At 42.1% G+C, this 17162-nt stretch carries 13 protein-coding genes; 3 read left to right on the top strand and 10 right to left on the bottom strand.

Annotated features, from left to right (window positions below; translation table 11 throughout):
* The first annotated feature begins 43 nt into the window (after positions 1–43).
* Complete coding sequence (locus AWM68_RS13865; protein WP_066242884.1) at positions 44–895, top strand: hypothetical protein; 852 nt, start codon at positions 44–46, stop codon at positions 893–895.
* 1 nt (position 896) lies between these two features.
* Entirely contained in the window at positions 897–1055 is a 159-nt protein-coding gene (locus tag AWM68_RS21485; RefSeq protein ID WP_156488411.1) for a hypothetical protein, read from the top strand.
* A 28-nt stretch (positions 1056–1083) separates the two neighbouring features.
* On the opposite strand, the gene AWM68_RS13860 is transcribed toward AWM68_RS21485, so the two are convergent.
* The gene (locus AWM68_RS13860; protein ID WP_066242880.1) at positions 1084–4167 is read right to left on the bottom strand and encodes an efflux RND transporter permease subunit; all 3084 of its coding nucleotides are present in this window, start codon (positions 4165–4167) and stop codon (positions 1084–1086) included.
* 95 nt (positions 4168–4262) lie between these two features.
* Here AWM68_RS13860 and AWM68_RS13855 point away from each other — a divergent pair, with 95 nt between their 5' ends.
* Complete coding sequence (locus AWM68_RS13855) at positions 4263–5096, top strand: TetR/AcrR family transcriptional regulator (protein ID WP_066242878.1); 834 nt, start codon at positions 4263–4265, stop codon at positions 5094–5096.
* 37 nt (positions 5097–5133) lie between these two features.
* On the opposite strand, the gene gatB is transcribed toward AWM68_RS13855, so the two are convergent.
* From gatB to pcrA, 9 genes are all read right to left on the bottom strand, one after another.
* The gene (gene gatB, locus AWM68_RS13850; RefSeq protein WP_066242874.1) at positions 5134–6564 is read right to left on the bottom strand and encodes an Asp-tRNA(Asn)/Glu-tRNA(Gln) amidotransferase subunit GatB; all 1431 of its coding nucleotides are present in this window, start codon (positions 6562–6564) and stop codon (positions 5134–5136) included.
* Positions 6565–6576: 12 nt separating this feature from the next.
* Entirely contained in the window at positions 6577–8034 is a 1458-nt protein-coding gene (gatA, locus tag AWM68_RS13845; RefSeq protein ID WP_066242873.1) for an Asp-tRNA(Asn)/Glu-tRNA(Gln) amidotransferase subunit GatA, read from the bottom strand.
* Between the two features lie 15 nt (positions 8035–8049).
* Entirely contained in the window at positions 8050–8340 is a 291-nt protein-coding gene (gene gatC / locus AWM68_RS13840) for an Asp-tRNA(Asn)/Glu-tRNA(Gln) amidotransferase subunit GatC (protein ID WP_066242870.1), read from the bottom strand.
* Positions 8341–8515: 175 nt separating this feature from the next.
* Positions 8516–8770, bottom strand: coding sequence for a YciI family protein (locus tag AWM68_RS13835; RefSeq protein WP_066242867.1), 255 nt, complete (start codon positions 8768–8770; stop codon positions 8516–8518).
* An 87-nt stretch (positions 8771–8857) separates the two neighbouring features.
* A complete protein-coding gene (locus tag AWM68_RS13830) occupies positions 8858–9214 on the bottom strand; it encodes a DUF3905 domain-containing protein (protein ID WP_066243352.1) in 357 nt (118 codons plus the stop codon).
* Positions 9215–9449: 235 nt separating this feature from the next.
* Positions 9450–10997: an L-glutamate gamma-semialdehyde dehydrogenase gene (gene pruA, locus AWM68_RS13825; protein WP_066242865.1), complete on the bottom strand. Its 1548-nt coding sequence runs from the start codon at positions 10995–10997 to the stop codon at positions 9450–9452.
* 579 nt (positions 10998–11576) lie between these two features.
* Positions 11577–12788 carry a CamS family sex pheromone protein gene (locus tag AWM68_RS13820; RefSeq protein WP_066242861.1) on the bottom strand — a complete coding sequence of 404 codons (1212 nt, stop codon included), beginning with the start codon at positions 12786–12788 and terminating at the stop codon, positions 11577–11579.
* 42 nt (positions 12789–12830) lie between these two features.
* Positions 12831–14837 (bottom strand): NAD-dependent DNA ligase LigA, encoded by a 2007-nt coding sequence (gene ligA / locus AWM68_RS13815; RefSeq protein WP_066242856.1) that lies wholly within the window; start codon positions 14835–14837, stop codon positions 12831–12833.
* A 21-nt stretch (positions 14838–14858) separates the two neighbouring features.
* A complete protein-coding gene (pcrA, locus tag AWM68_RS13810) occupies positions 14859–17099 on the bottom strand; it encodes a DNA helicase PcrA (protein ID WP_066242851.1) in 2241 nt (746 codons plus the stop codon).
* Between the last annotated feature and the right edge of the window lie 63 nt (positions 17100–17162).

Genomic DNA, 17162 nt, shown 5'->3' with positions numbered 1-17162 from the left:
GAATATAGCTGTTTGGTAGGAGAAGGTAAAGGAGGCGCCAACGATGTTTGAACTGCTTATATTATTTATAGCGATTGTCGTAATTGCTCCACTTGTGCTGAAATACACAACAAAACCGAACTACCAAAAGGTTGCGGAAAAGACGGTGCTTCCGCCTCAACTGGGAATTCGAGATAACTTATCATTAGATGAAACAGTAGGAAAAATGGAGAGAGCTCTTCCGTATGAGTTTAAAGAAAAAATGAAGCGCAGATATCTAGCTGAACACCCAAAGGCTACAGAAGCTTATTTTGAAGCCATATTTTACGAACTTCAACGGTTTTTTATCATGTGCTCGCTTTTAAATAATGTACCGATGTTCGGTAAAAAAGTCGATGATATCTGGCACGAGATGTTGATGTATACAAAGGAATACGAAAAGTTTTCGTCTGAACTTTGCAAAGAGCACATTCATCATGCTCCTAATGATGTGGTGGAACCAGATCCGTACGGAAGAGCATGGTTTGACCTTCTGTACGCTAAACTTTTTACGTTTACTGATTTTACTCCTATCGCTTGGGGAACTTTTTTCCAAAATCCTCTTCACCATGGCCTTTTACATGAACTACATACATTATCTGTTGAAGAGCTAGGAAAAAGATATTTTAGAGAAAACGCAGATCAGGATGCGATTCATGCACTCTTGACGAATATTAAAGAAGATATTAATCGCCTCTCTAAAGAAAACGATCCCTACAAAGGATTAAAAGTATCCCCTCATTCCATTGATAGTGTACCTATACTAGCAGGAGCAATGCTTTATTATTCTTATTACCATTCAGAACAATTTGAGATGTACATGGGAAAATTAAATCCAGCATCCAGCTATTACTCTGGAAATACGACTGCGTGCTGAAGTGGATACGGCAATCATCGTGATGATAACGGCGGTCATGACAGCAGCTGTAGCAGCGGAAGTGATAGCAGCTGTGGAAGCAGTTGCGGAAGTGGGTGCGGAAGCAGTTAGGGTACAAAAGATGAACTCTGGAACACACACAAACAAAAGCCCTGCCTGATGACAATTCATCTTGCAGGGCTTATTCATTAATTTTCTTCTACTTCTTTACGGTTCTTTTTAAAGATCTTGGATAAAACTTCATACACGATTGGCACGATAATCAGTGTTAATAATGTAGAACTTGCTAAGCCGCCAATTACTGTAACACCAAGGCCTTTTGAGATTAGTCCTCCTCCGCCTGAACCCACTGCCAACGGAATCAATGCTCCAATTGTTGCAATAGCAGTCATGAGTATCGGACGAAGACGCGTTGCTCCTGCCTCTAGAATGGCTTCACGCATACTCATTCCTTCACGTTCCATGTGAATGATGCGGTCTACGAGAACGATGGCATTTGTTACAACAATACCGATCAACATTAACAGCCCCATCATAACCGATACAGAGATGGTTTCACCTGCAATCAATAGACCAACAAACGAACCAATTACGGCAAACGGAAGCGAGAATAGGATCGCAAATGGTGCAACACCTTCACGGAATGTTACAACAAGAATGAAATACACGATTGCAATTGCTGCAAGCATAGCAGCTCCTAGCTGGGTAAAGGTTTCGGTCATATCTGCTTGAACACCTGCGACCCCAACTGTTACCCCTTTTGGCATATCTAATTTATCAATGTCTTTTTGAACTTTTGACGTTACCTTGGAAAGATCATCACCGATTGCTTTACCTGATACAGTAGCAAAATACTCTCCTTTGCTTCGAGCAAGTGTATTAAGCGTAGTTCCTTTTTTAACTGTTACAAGCTCAGATAACGGCATTGTTGTACCAAGCGCTGTCGGTACTTGCCTTGCCAAAATATCATCTACCGATTTGGGCTGTTTTGTTTGCTCCTGCTGAACAATAACATCTAGTGTATCACCGTCTTTTTCAATGGTCGTTAATACATCCTCCGTTTTTACAGGATTTAGCATCATTACAATCTGACCGGTTGTCAGTCCATATTTCAGAATTTCATTTTGGTCGACGTTAAAAGTGTGTTCAACAAACGCATCCTTCGCGCTTGATGTAACATCCTCCAATTGATCGTTCTTCTTCATGGTATCTTCTGCCATTTTTACCGCTTTATTAAGCTTGTTTAAATCCTCACTGTAAAACGTATAACTGACCTCATTCTCTGGACCAGTCGATGCAGCGAAGTTCTGGCTCTTCCATTCACCTGATTGACCAAGGTCAGCGACATAGTCTTCGATTTCCTCTCTCACCTCTGGGAAGTTCTCCATTTCCGAGTCAAAGATCAGGTACATTAATCCACCGCCTGCTCCGCCGCCAGCCATAGCCATCATCGGATCAGCGTTTTCCGTAACAGAGATTTGAACGATATCAATATAGTCACGCTTAAGCATTTCTTCTTCTAATTCTTTAACGTTCTCTAGTGTTTCTTCCTTAAGCTCACCAGCTTTTGGTGTGTATGTTAAATACATGACTTTATCTTCTTCACTGCCCATGAAGCTGAAGCCGATAATTGGGGTTAATGCTAAGCTTCCCGCTAATAATAGGACGGCTAACAGTGAAGTGATGATCTTATGGTTAAGTGACTTGTTAAGAATCCCTTTGTACCAATTTGATAGCTTACCAGCTTCTTTATGGTTCCCCTCTGTCTTTTCACTATATAATTTCTTTCTGAATAAGAAATGGGATAATGCAGGTACGATTGTAATCGCAACAATCAATGAAGCGCCTAGCGCAAACGTCATGGTTAACGCGAATGGTGCGAACAGCTCTCCAACCATACCTCCAACAAAAATAAGCGGCGCGAATACGGCAACGGTTACGAGTGTTGATGAGAGGATCGGCTTAAACATCTCAATCGTTGCTTCACGAATAAGCGCACGTCCAGTTAATTTCTCATCTTTTAAATGTAGACGGCGGTAGATATTCTCAACTACTACGATGGAGTCATCGATAACACGGCCGATCGCTACCGTTATGGCACCGAGCGTCATGATGTTTAGCGTGATATCCATCCAGTTAAGGATCAATAATGCCATAAATATTGAAACTGGGATAGAGATGATCGAAATAACTGTCGATTTAAAATCCCTTAGGAATAAAAGGATGATCAATACGGCTATCAAACCGCCGAACACTGCCTTTTCAATCATGGTTGCTACTGATTCTTCGATTGGTTTCCCTTGGTCTAGCGATACATCAATAACAAGACCATCTATTTTTGATTTCTCTTCTTTAATTAAATCCTTCACACGATTTACAACATCAACTGTGTTAGCCTGCTGCTCTTTTACGATTTGAATCGCAATGGCGTCATCTCCATTTGTACGGGAGACGGATTCTACTTTCCCAACCGTTTTGATCTCAGCAATCTCACTCAGCTTTACAAATGGATTCGGATTTGTTGCAGATGGTGTGACGGGTATCATCATGTTCTTCAATTCATCTGATGTCATGAACTTTCCATCTACTGCAACCGCTTCTTCACCTTGTTCGAACTCATAAAGTCCTAATGAGACGGCCATGTTGCTTGCCTGAATCATTTCTTTCACTTTATCTTCTGTTAGATCATATTCAGACATTTCATCTTTTTTATATGTAAGATCTACTTCTTCAATGTGCTGGCCCGTAATTTTAGCAGATGCAACTCCATCGATTTTTTCGATCTTAGGAAGAATGATCTCTTCAACTGTTGAAGTCAATTCAACAATATTTTCTTTCGTACTACTAACACTAAGTGCAGCTACTGGCATCATGTTCATGCTGATCGCTGTAATTGTCGGCTCCTGTGCTGTTTCCGGTAATTCTACAGCATCCAAAGCAGATTGCAATTTACGTTTTGCTTCATCCATATCAATCCCATATTCATATTCCACTTGGATATTTGACATGTTTGAATAGGAATTAGAATAAACGGCTTTTACATCTTCAAGACCTTCTACCGCTTTTTCTATCGGCATCGAAACGTCTTCCATCACTTTCTCTGGAGTTGCACCAGGATAAACATCCATAACCATCAGATATGGTATTGAAATATCCGGTATTGTTTCCATATTCATTCGTGTCCCTGAATAAATCCCTGAAACTGTTATAATGATAGTAAGCAGCCATACGGCTAATTTATTCATCAGGACAAAATTAACTAAACCTTTCATTAGTCCACCAACCCCTAATTGACTTATCAAACTCAATTACTTATACTAATGACTGATTGGTCATTTGTCAATGAAATATATTAGGAGCGATAGAAATGAGTAAGAAACAATTGATTATGGAAAGTTCCCTTGAACTCTTTGCAAAGCAAGGTTTCGAAGCAACTTCTGTACAGCAGATAACCGAGCATGCGGGTATATCCAAAGGTGCTTTTTACTTATCTTTCAAGTCAAAGGACGAATTGATCATCGGACTGATTGATCACTTTATGCTGGAATTCATCTCAAATATTGACCATGTAGTCAAAAATCATAGCAATAATAAAAACCTATTAAGTGAATTTTATAAAGCAGCGTTTCATTCTTTTCAAAAGCATTCTGATTTCGCCAAAATTTTTATTAAAGAGCAATCTCAAACCGTTAACGAAGAACTCCTAACTAAAATGCATCACTATGACAAACTATTTGATAAAATCATATTAGGAATGTTAGAACGGTTATATGGCGAGGAAGTCAGACATACAAAATATGATCTCATTTATTGTGTTAAAGGCTTTTTCCATACGTATTCACACTTATTTTTGTTCTTTAACGTCCCTCAGGATATAACGAGATTAAGTCGTTCACTTGCAGAAAAAACAGCATTGCTTGCCAAACATGCTGAGACGACTTTTATAACAGATGAGCTATACCATACGTTTAACGAACCGGTAAATGAAATCCAAAATAAAGAGCAGCTACTTGAAATGATTGACCAAAAGTTAGAAGAAATCAATGATCCAACAATAAAAGAATCTTTCATTCTTCTAAAACAGCATGTAATCGAACCTAACCTCAGTCCGGCAATTGCAAAAGGGTTGACCTTAAACCTAAAAAATCATGCAGAATGTAAACAGATTTCATATTTGCTTCAGCAATATCTGGAGCTATAGACGGAAAAAATCCTCCCGTTACAGGAGGATTTTTGTTTTATCTCTTTTTAAGTTCTTCAACGATTAGTTTATTGACTAACGGCGGGTTTGCTTTCCCTTTTGTTTCTTTCATCACTTGTCCAACAAGGAAGCCAACTGCCTTCTCTTTGCCGTCTTTATAGTCGGCAACAGATTGCTCGTTTGCATCCAGAATCTTCACGACGATTTCACGGATTGCGCCTTCGTCTGAAATCTGTACAAGACCTTTTTCTTTTACAATTTTCTCTGCTTCTCCACCGTTTTCAATCAATTCTTTGAAAACAGTCTTCGCAATCTTATTCGAGATTGTTCCGTTTGAGATCAGCTTGATCATGCCAGCAAGCCCTTCAGCAGTTAGAGCCGTTTGATAGAGCTCTCTGCCTTCGTTGTTTAAGTATGCACTCACTTCACCCATGATCCAGTTGGATGCTTGCTTCGCATCTGCACCAGCTGTAATCGTTGCTTCAAAGAAATCTGCCATCTCTTTCGTCATCGTTAGAACCTTCGCATCGTACTCTGGCAGTCCGAAGTCACCTACATAACGCTTTTGGCGTGCATCCGGAAGTTCAGGAATGTCAGACTTCACACGGTCCATCCACTCTTCATCAATAAAAATGGACACAAGGTCAGGCTCTGGGAAATAGCGATAGTCGTCAGATCCTTCTTTTACACGCATCAAGATTGTCGTTTTGGTCGCTTCGTCATATCGGCGAGTCTCTTGAAGGATCTCTCCTCCAGCAGAAACCACTTCACGCTGGCGCTTTTCTTCGTGCTCCAGTCCCTTTTGAACAAAAGCAAATGAGTTTAAGTTCTTAAGCTCTGCCTTTGTTCCGAACTTCTCCTGTCCAACTGGACGGATCGAGATGTTCGCGTCACAGCGCAACGAACCTTCTTCCATTTTACAATCCGACACACCTGTATATTGAATGATCGCTTTTAGCTTTTCTAAATACGCGTAAGCTTCTTCAGGCGTACCAATATCGGGCTCCGATACGATCTCAACAAGTGGTGTTCCCTGACGGTTCAAGTCAACGAGGGAGCCGTCTGCTGTATGCGTCAGCTTTCCAGCATCTTCTTCCATGTGGATCCGCGTGATGCCGATCTTCTTTTTATTACCGCCAACTTCAATCTCAATCCAGCCGTGTTCACCGATTGGCTTATCAAACTGTGACACTTGATACGCTTTCGGATTGTCTGGGTAAAAGTAGTTTTTACGGTCAAATTTTGTTTCTCTATTGATTTCGCAGTTAAGTGCAAGTGCAGCACGCATTGCAAAATCTACTGCTTGGTGGTTCACAACAGGCAGCACACCAGGATGTCCTAAGCAGATCGGACATACATTCGTGTTCGGCGGAGCACCAAAGTTTGTAGAACAGCCGCAGAAAATCTTAGAGTTTGTTTTTAATTCTACGTGTACTTCTAATCCAATTATCGTTTCAAATCCGCTCATTTTCTGCACCCCCTACAGCTTCGGCTTTTCTTTATGATGATCTGTTGCCTGTTCAAACGCATGTGCCACACGATAAATCGTGCTCTCGTCAAAGTGTTTCCCAATAATCTGAAGACCGATCGGCAACCCGTCAGAGAAACCGCATGGTACGGAAATCGCCGGCACACCTGCTAAGTTAACTGGAATGGTTAAGATATCGTTCATGTACATGGTTAACGGATCTTTTGTCATAGAACCACACTTAAACGATGCAGATGGTGTTGTAGGCCCAATAATGACATCGTATTTTTCGAAAATGTTCGTAAAATCTTCTTTAATAAGCGTGCGTACTTTTTGTGCTTTTTTATAATAAGCATCATAGTAGCCAGAGCTTAACGCAAATGTTCCAAGCATGATGCGGCGTTTTACTTCCTCACCAAACCCTTCACTTCTGGACTGCTTGTACATCTCGATCAAGTTATCGCTATTGTCTGAACGCAAGCCATAACGAACACCATCAAAGCGAGAAAGGTTAGCAGATGCCTCAGATGATGAGAGCAAGTAATACGTTGCAAGTGCATAACGCGAGTGCGGAAGAGATACTTCTTCCCATGTTGCACCAAGCCCTTCTAGCACCTTCAACGCTTCCATGATGCGTTCTTTAACGCCAGGCTCTACACCCTCCCCAAGATATTCCTTTGGCACAGCAATCTTAAGCCCTTTTACATCACCTGTAAAAGAAGCAAGGTAATCCGGAATATCTACTTTTGCAGAAGTCGAATCCATCGGGTCATTTCCTGCGATAGCTTGCAGCAAGTATGCATTGTCTTCAACGTTTCGCGTTACCGGACCGATCTGGTCTAGAGAAGACGCAAACGCGACTAATCCGTAACGAGAAACAAGTCCGTATGTTGGCTTCAATCCAACAACACCACAGAATGCAGCTGGCTGACGGATGGATCCGCCTGTATCAGACCCTAGTGAGAAAAGAACTTCTCCCGCAGAAACGGACGCCGCAGACGCACCTGAAGAACCGCCTGGTACACAAGAGAGGTCCCATGGGTTATGTGTCGGGTGGAATCCTGAGTTTTCGTTCGATGATCCCATCGCAAACTCGTCCATGTTCAATTTCCCGATCGTGATCGTGTCTGCTTGATTTAGACGCTCAACAACGGTTGCATCATAAATGGGTTCAAAGTTTTCTAGAATTCGAGACGCACATGTTGTACGGATTCCTTTTGTTACGATGTTATCCTTAATTCCGATCGGCATACCAAATAACAGTCCTCTGTCAGCACCGGAAACAAGCTTCTCATCTAATTGTTTAGCCTTAATGCGGCTGTATTCTTCATTTAATGTTAAAAATGCTTTTACCTTGCCATCTACTTGATGAATGCGATCAAATGTTGCATCCAAAATGTCAGTTACACTCAATTCTTTTGTATGTAATAACTGATGCAGTTCTGAGATCTTTTTATCTAAAATCGACATACGTGGTCTTTCCTCCTACTCCAAAATGTTCGGAACTTTAAACTGGCCGTCCTTTTGTGCTGGCGCATTTTTCATCGCCTCATCTACAGATACAGAATTTCTTACTTCATCTTCACGAAGGACATTCTTCAGTTCCAATACGTGTGTAGTCGGCTCCACGTTATCTGTGTCAAGTTCGTTTAATTCTTCGGCAAACCCGATAATTTTATCTAATTGTTCAGTCAGCAGTTCGGCTTCCTCTTCCGTAACGGCCAACCGGGCTAAATGAGCCACGTGCTTCACTTGTTCTTTTGAAATTCGAGACAAGCATGCCACCTCCAAGACTTTCTTATACGAAAAGTATTATTCTGATGATAACAAAAAGCTTGCCCTGTAAGCAACTTGAGGAGGAAAGATTCACGGAATTGAGTTATTTTTAGGTGGTTTTTATGGGGAATGAAAAAAGAATCTACTCATAATAGCAGATTCTTTCTAAATGTACTTAAATTCCCCACTCATGAAGCTCTAAGCGTCGAACTCCTTCTTTTACGTAGGGATCTTCTTGTGCTAGGTTTTGGGCTTCGTCCAGTGACTCTGCTTTGTAAACCACCATGCCGCCTGCTCCGTCTAAGAATGGTCCTTTTAAGTGAACCTTATCTTGTGCCACAAGTTCCGCTAAGTAATCTAGGTGTGCCTGACGAAATTCTTGATTAAGCTCAGGCTTTTCCATATGTAAAATTGCTGCAAAATATCCCATGTGTGTTCCCTCCTTATTTGTTATGTTCATCTTACTACATCGTGTGGAACACCAAAAGAAAAACACCCGGTAGCTTGACCGAATGCTTTAGTCTTTTCCGTAGCTCGAATCTTTTGTCGGATGCCGGAGCATGGCTTCTTTTGGCGGTGCCTTCTTCTCAATGAGATCGCGGTTCATGTTCGTGTTCCAGCCGATATCGTTGGTCGGATGCACCCACTCTTCACCTGCCATAACTTCAGGATCCGTGTCCGTGCTCCAGTTGTTTAGAGGAGAGTTAGACGAATCGTAGAAGCTATCTCCGATTACTACACCATGTTCGTTTATAAAAGGCTTTTGCATCTTCATATCTGTCTCCTTGAAGTCTGGAGAACTGATCTGATGGGGCATCGTTTCATCAAGATCGACTTCGGGAAGACTCTTCTTTTGCTTTTTATCTTTTGACATCTTCACACCTGCTTCCATATCGTTATACGATTAACTTCTCCTGAAGCGGGCTGTATAATCCATTTTTTGTTTGCCGATTGGGTGAAGACTTATAAATATTTTTGAGGACTTATAAACAAATTTCATGACTTATAAAATGTTTTCAAGACTTATAAATTCTGAAGAAGAGTTATAAATAAAGTTTCTCCACATAAAAAACCCTTTCTCAGTCGAGAAAGGGCCACATATTTTGCAATTAAAGTGTTTCTGAAGTTGTTTTTGCTTGCATGTGCAGTGTCAGGTAGTCTGGTCCGCCTGCTTTTGAGTCAGTTCCAGACATGTTGAATCCGCCAAACGGCTGGTATCCAACAATCGCACCCGTACATCCACGGTTGATGTAGAAGTTACCTACGTGGAACTCTTCACGTGCGCGTTCGATGTGCTCACGGTTGTTAGAAAGAAGTGCCCCTGTAAGACCGTAATCTGTGTTGTTCGCAATTTCCATCATGTGATCGAAGTCACGCGCTTTACACACAGCTACAACTGGTCCAAAGATTTCTTCTTGCATCAAGCGAGCTTTTTCATCAACATCTGCAAAGATTGTCGGCTGGATGAAGTAACCTTTAGAGTCGTCGCCTTCTCCACCAGTCATCAGACGGCCTTCTTCTTTACCAATTTCAATATATTTCATGATTTTGTTGAAAGAAGCTTGATCGATTACTGGCCCCATGTAAGTTCCAACTTCTTCAGGGTTGCCCATTGTTAAAGTCTTAGTAAGAGCTACAGCTTTTTCTAACACTTCGTCATACACGTCTTGGTGGATAACTGCACGAGATCCAGCAGAACATTTTTGTCCAGAGAATCCAAATGCAGAGTAAACGATTGAGCTAGCTGCTAGTTCAAGATCAGCATCACGGTCAACCACAACTGTATCTTTTCCGCCCATTTCAGCAATTACACGCTTCAGCCAGATTTGGCCAGGGTGTACTTTCGCTGCACGCTCATAGATACGGCAGCCAACTTCACGAGAACCTGTGAAGGATACGAAACGTGTTTTCGGGTGGTCTACTAGGTAGTCACCGATTTCTGCACCGCTTCCTGGTACGAAGTTAAGTACGCCTGCAGGAAGTCCTGCTTCTTCCATAACTTGAACAAACATCGCTGCGATAATTGGAGTTGAGTTTGCTGGCTTCAACAATACTGTGTTACCAGAAACAAACGCAGCTGCCGCTGTACCTGCCATAATGGCAAACGGGAAGTTGAATGGAGAGATAACGATACCTACTCCAAGTGGAATATAGTTAAATTTATTGATTTCGCCTTCGCGGCTTACTACTGGTTGTCCAGCTTTAAGCTTGATCGCTTGGCGTGCATAGTATTCTAAAAAGTCGATTGCTTCAGCTGTATCAGCGTCTGCTTCTTTCCATGGCTTACCTGCTTCTTTTGTAAGCATAGCGGAGAATTCATATTTACGGCGGCGGATGATCGCTGCTGCACGGAACAAGATGTTCGCGCGGTGCTCAGGATCCCACTTTTTCCAAGATTCAAAAGCAGTTAATGCAGCTTGCATCGCTTGCTCAGCATGATCTTGAGTCGCTTTAGAAACAGATCCAATCACTTCTTCTTTGTTAGCTGGATTTATAGAAACAATCTTCTCATCTGTTGTGATTTTTTCACTGCCGATAACAAGTGGAAACTCTGTACCAAGCTTTGAGTTAATAAGCTTTAAGCCTGCTTCATAAGCTTCCTTGTTTGCAGAAACTGAAAAATCCATAAATGGTTCATGACGGTATTCACGTGTCATAATAAATTCCCCTCCTATTAAAGCGTTTTCATTATTGGGTTTCCCACGTTCATTCTACATGAACATGACGTATAGTTCAAACAAACTGACAATAGTCAGAATTCTTTATTTTCAACGGATGAGACCCCTTTTGCATCTTCTTTCTTTATGATGAATGATTAGTATATTTTTGTGCGTTTTAAGATGAAATTTGAGGTGAAGGACGAATAAATATAAATTGCCTTCTATGGGAAGTTTTTTGCCAATTTACATTGCAACTTCTTTTGACAGTGAATGATTTCCGTTCAGGCTGCCGGTTTCCGCGAGGCAGGCGGTGAGCCACATTCGTACGTTTCACGTATAAGTGTCTCACCTGCCCGCCTGTCCTAGCCGAGAGTCTCACACCTTCCACTACAATCATTAATCATTGAAGACAACATTTGAAAGTAACAATCTTTTAGAAAAGATCGTTTATTTGTTACACATTCGCCAAGCTGTATAAAGGTTGTACGCACATCCAGGTGTTTTTCATGCACCATGGGGAATCATCTGCTTATTAGAAAACCCACTGACCTCTAGATCAGCGGGCTTTCCATAAACTTATTTACGATAAATATGCACGAACGGCTCTTCTTGCGTTGATTGATCTTTCACGATAAGTGCTTCTGGCTGATCAACAGCTGAGCCAATATACACTTCTACTGGAACGTTCGGCAGCTCTCCCAGCGCGGAAGTGGCAACAAACTGGGTAAAGGAGATAATTTCTGCCTTACCGCGGAACTGGACGGGAATTTCGATCGTCATACGCTCTAAGTTTCCGTTCTTGTAAAATCCTTTTCCGATTACACCGATAAAGTTCGGGAAGTATTCTTGAACTTTTGATTTAAAAGTCGTGAACTTCTCATAGTCATTTCGTTTCTTTTTAGAAGCCGTATCTGACGGGAATAACACGTAGTCTTCATCCACGTCTTCCCATGAACTGATCGAGCTGCTTCCTTTTTTCACAACACCTGAGGCAAAAAAGTTTCCTGGAGTTACAGAGTCACGCTCTTCTTCTTGATAAAGAGCAAAAACGATCGGCACATCCTTTAATTTTGGATCTGTACGCAAACGGCTAGCCACTTGTCCAGCAATCTTCTGCGCTTCTTGTTTTACCTTTGCCCGTTCTAGCTTTATTTCACCAGGATAGATCAAGCCATCTTTGTTTACATTGTAATAATACGTTGAGTTAAACGACAAACCGATCACGACACCGCCAAGCTTAACTTTGCCGTCACCGCTTTGAACAAGATAATTATGCTCAAGCACATAAGAAAGATACTTTGGGCTATTTTTGTTTGCTTCAAGCATCTTATCCACATATGCACTATCACTTTCGTCCACGTTTGCACTTAGTTTAGGATTTAGACCCTCTTGCTCAAACTCGCTCTTGCTTTTGCCTGGTTTCTCATCAGCTCTTCTCAGCCAGTTTGTTACTGTTGGCTCATTGAGAAACTGTCCTTCTTGGAAAAAATATTTGTCCGTGTTGAACGTGTCTTGTGCGATGCGCATTAAGCCCATTTCAAATTCGTTAATATCTAGACGGTTATCAACACCAAAGCGAATTACACCACGGGCTCCACCTGGTTCGAACGGAAAAATACTGCGATAGTACTTTTCACCAGTGTTAATCTCCCCTGTAATAATCGCTTTCTCTTCTTTCTTCCCCTTTTCCTGCACGACTTTTTCTTCTTTTTCCAGCTCATCTTTCCCCAAACAGCCAGTTAAAACAAGTACAGTGCTTAAGAAAAGGAGTCCAACCCGTTTCATCATTACGGACACTCCTCTAATATTGTTGGTTAGCTCTCGCCAATCTTATTTGTTAAGCTCGTCCACCAATTTTTGCTCATCCCATATTTCAATGCCTAGTGTCTTCGCTTTATCAAGCTTAGAACCTGCATCTTCTCCAGCGATCAGCATATCTGTATTCTTACTTACGCTTCCGGTCACTTTTGCTCCTAATCGCTCTAGTTGCTCCTTCGCCTCATTACGGGTTAATATCGAAAGCTTACCTGTTAATACGACTGTTTTCCCCGCGAACGGTGTATCCAAATCCTCAACCTTTACGAGCTTTGGCCCTTTATACTCCATGTTCATGCCGAGGTCACGCAATTCTTCCATCAGTTCTTTTACTTCGGGCTTTGAGAAATAAAGGACAATCGAGTCAGCCATCTTTTCACCGATCTCTTCTACTGCTAGAAGCTCTTCTTTAGAAGCTGTCATCAAAGCATCCATGTATTCAAAACGCTGTGCGATTGTTTTTGCGGCTTTTGCTCCAACATGTCGGATCCCTAGGCCGAAAAGAAGGCGCTCTAAAGAGTTTTCCTTCGACTTTTCAATGGCAGCAAGCAGATTGTCAACTGACTTCTCACCCATACGTTCTAATTCTAACAGTTTATCTCGCTTTAGCTTGAATAAATCTGCAAAGTTCTCAATTAATTTTTCTTTAAAAAGCTGTGCGACTACCTTTTCACCAAGTCCGTCAATGTTCATCGCATTGCGGGAAACGAAATGGATAAATCCTTCTCGAATCTGTGCCGGACACTGTGGATTTAAGCATCGCAATGCTACTTCACCGTCTAATCGCTCGAGTTTGCTGTCGCATTCTGGACACTCTGTCGGCATATTAAAGTCAGTTTCTTCACCCGTACGGCGCTCCGTGATCACATTAACGACTTCAGGTATGATGTCTCCTGCTTTTTTTACGACTACATAATCACCGATCTTGATATCTTTTTCGCGAATCAAGTCTTCATTATGTAAGGAAGCACGCTTAACCGTCGTTCCCGCTACTAAAACAGGCTGCAGCAATGCAGTCGGGGTTACAACACCTGTTCGGCCGACATTCAACTCGATTCCTTCAAGCTTAGTCACCACTTCTTCAGCAGGAAACTTATACGCAATCGCCCATCGCGGGTTTTTCGCAGTAAAGCCTAATTCCTCTTGCTGATACAATGAATTGACTTTAATTACGATCCCGTCGATCTCATACGGAAGGTCTGGACGCTTCTCCTGCCAGCTGTTCACATACTCAATCACTTCTTCAATAGTATTACACTTTTTCCACTCAGGGTTTGTTTTAAAACCTAATTGGCTTAAGTACGTTAAGCTTTCGTCATGCGAATCGACCGAATGGCCTTCGAGTCTTCCAACACCATAAAGAAAAATATCAAGGTTACGGCTTGCAGCAATTTTTGGATCAAGCTGACGCAATGAGCCAGCTGCGGCATTTCTTGGGTTCGCAAAAAGCTCTTGTCCTTCTTCTTCTCTGTGGGCATTCAGCTTTTGAAAAGACTTTTTCGGCATGAAGGCCTCACCGCGCACTTCAAGCATCACCGGGTCTTTCAGCTTAAAGGGAATAGAGCGGATCGTTTTTAAGTTATTCGTAATATCCTCACCGATTGTGCCGTCACCGCGCGTAGCACCTCTTATAAATCGGCCATCTTCATAAGTAAGAGAAACGGCTAATCCATCAATTTTCAATTCAGCCACATAGGAAACATTAGAACCAACGCCATCTCGCACACGTCTGTCAAAATCACGAAGATCCTGATCGTTAAAGGCATTGCCGAGACTCAACATGGGTACCGTATGCTCCACTTTTTCAAAAAAGTCCAAAACAGCACCGCCTACACGGGATGTAGGCGAATGCTCGTCATGAAGTTCTGGATGATTGTTTTCAAGTTCGATCAGCTCTTTCATCAGCTGATCATATTCAGCATCAGGTACTGACGGTTTGTCGAGTACATGATATTCGTAATTGTATTTTTCAAGCATGTCCCGGAGTTCCAGGATGCGTTTCTTTGCATGTTCTTCGTTCAACCCGTTCCACTCCTTCTCTTCTTATGCTTTTTCGATCGGGGCAAATTTAGCAAGCAGTCTTTTCACACCAACCGGTTGAGGGAATGCAATATCAAGTTCGAGTGAGTCGCCTTCACCACGCATGCTCACAACCGTTCCTGTTTCCCACTTACGGTGTTTGACTTTGTCGCCTACTCTCCATTCCAGTTTTTCCCCTCCAGAAGATTGGTAGACAGGTGTAACCATTTTCTTTTTTGGTGCCATGAATGAAGGCGTTGATCCTCCGCCTGAGCGGGCACCGGCACCCCAAGGAACAGAAGGTCTTTCTTTTACTTCTGACTCAATAAGATCGCTAGGAATTTCAGCGATAAAACGGGATTCCGGATTCGTCGTCGTACGACCATAGAGCGTACGCATTCTAGCATTGGTTAAGAAGAGCTCTTCTTCGGCACGCGTGATTCCAACATAAGCTAGGCGGCGTTCTTCTTCCATCTCATTTTCTTCAAAAAGTGCACGGCTATGAGGGAATACGCCTTCTTCAAGTCCCATTAAGAAAACAACCGGGAACTCTAAACCTTTTGCCGAGTGAAGGGTCATAAGCACAACCGATTCCTTAGGCTTATCATCTGCTGCATCTTCATCAAGCTTATCGATATCCGCAACAAGTGCTAAGTCTGTTAAGAAAGCAATCAGCGATTTGTCTTCCTGCTTTTTTTCAAAGTCTTGTGTTACGGAAATAAACTCGTCGATGTTCTCTAGACGGCTTTGTGCTTCAATCGTTTTCTCCGCTTTTAGTGCGTCACGATAGCCAGTCTTCGTTAGCACTTCTTCTGTCAGTTCTGTTACAGATAGATACTCCTGCTGACGTGTCCAGTTCGTTACAAATTCAGAGAACTCTCGTAAAGCATTCGTTGCACGAGCACTTAAACCGATCTGCTCGACTTCTTGCAAGGCTTGATACATGGATAAATCATTATTTGCTGCATATTGCGCCACTTTATCCATGGAGGATGCACCAATACCACGTTTCGGTACATTTACGATACGCTGAAGTGAAATGTCATCGTCAGGATTCGAAATAAGACGCAGATAGGCCAAGATATCTTTGATTTCTTTTCTGTCATAGAACTTTGTGCCGCCGACGATGTTGTAAGGAATGTTTGACTTGATCAAAACTTCCTCGATAACACGGGACTGAGCATTCGTACGATACAAAATGGCAATGTCATTATACGAGCGGTTACCAGAAGTTACAGCTTCACGAATCTTGCCTGTTACGTAATAGCTCTCGCCTTGTTCATCGTCACCTTGATAATACGTGATACTCGCCCCATCCGTATTATCTGTCCATAGATTCTTCGGCTTACGGTTCATATTGTTTTCGATTACTTTATTTGCGGCTTGAAGTATCTTTTTTGTAGAACGATAGTTTTGCTCTAAAAGAATCACTTCAGCATCGTTGTAATCTTTTTCAAACGATAGGATGTTCGCGATATCAGCACCGCGCCAGCCGTAGATCGACTGATCAGAGTCCCCTACAACACAAAGGTTACGGAATCGGTCAGCGAGCATCTTAACAAGCATATATTGCGCGCGGTTCGTATCTTGATACTCATCCACGTGGATATATTGAAACTTGCGCTGGTAAAACTCAAGCACTTCAGGAACTTTTGCAAAAAGGTGGATCGTTGTCATAATCAGGTCGTCAAAATCCAAGGCCTGATTCTTTCTTAAACGCTTTTCATAGCCTTCATAAACTTCACTCACAACACCCTCAAAATGGCCGTTTGCCACCTTTGCAAAATCCGCTGCCGTTTTCAGTTCATTTTTTAGTGAGGAGATGGCACTTAAGATCCCGCGAGGCTCGTACTTTTTCGGATCATAGTTAAGATCTTTCAACACCGCCTTTACAACGGACAATTGATCTGTTGCATCCAAAATCGTAAAGTTACGGTTAATTCCGATTCGATCGATATCGCGTCGTAAAATACGAACACACATGGAGTGGAACGTAGAGATCCAAATCTCTTCTGCTACTGGTCCAGTGATCTTCGCAACCCTTTCCTTCATCTCTCGTGCTGCTTTATTCGTAAACGTGATTGCCAAGATGTTCCATGGTGCCACTTCTTTTTCCATCATTAAATAAGCGATGCGATGAGTTAACACTCTCGTCTTGCCGCTTCCCGCTCCAGCCATCAATAGCAATGGCCCGTCTGTATGTTTTACCGCTGCTTTTTGCTCAGGATTCAGTCCTGTTAACAGCTTTTCAATCATTTGATGCATACTCATTTCCTCTTCACCGCCCGAACGTATATTCTTATTTTATTTTCACTCATTTTGGGGTTT

This window comes from Fictibacillus phosphorivorans, from assembly GCF_001619875.1.
Taxonomy (GTDB): Bacteria; Bacillota; Bacilli; order Bacillales; family Fictibacillaceae; genus Fictibacillus; species Fictibacillus phosphorivorans_B.
Note: the sequence above shows the minus strand (reverse complement) of the source record. Positions and strands in the feature narration are given on the sequence as shown.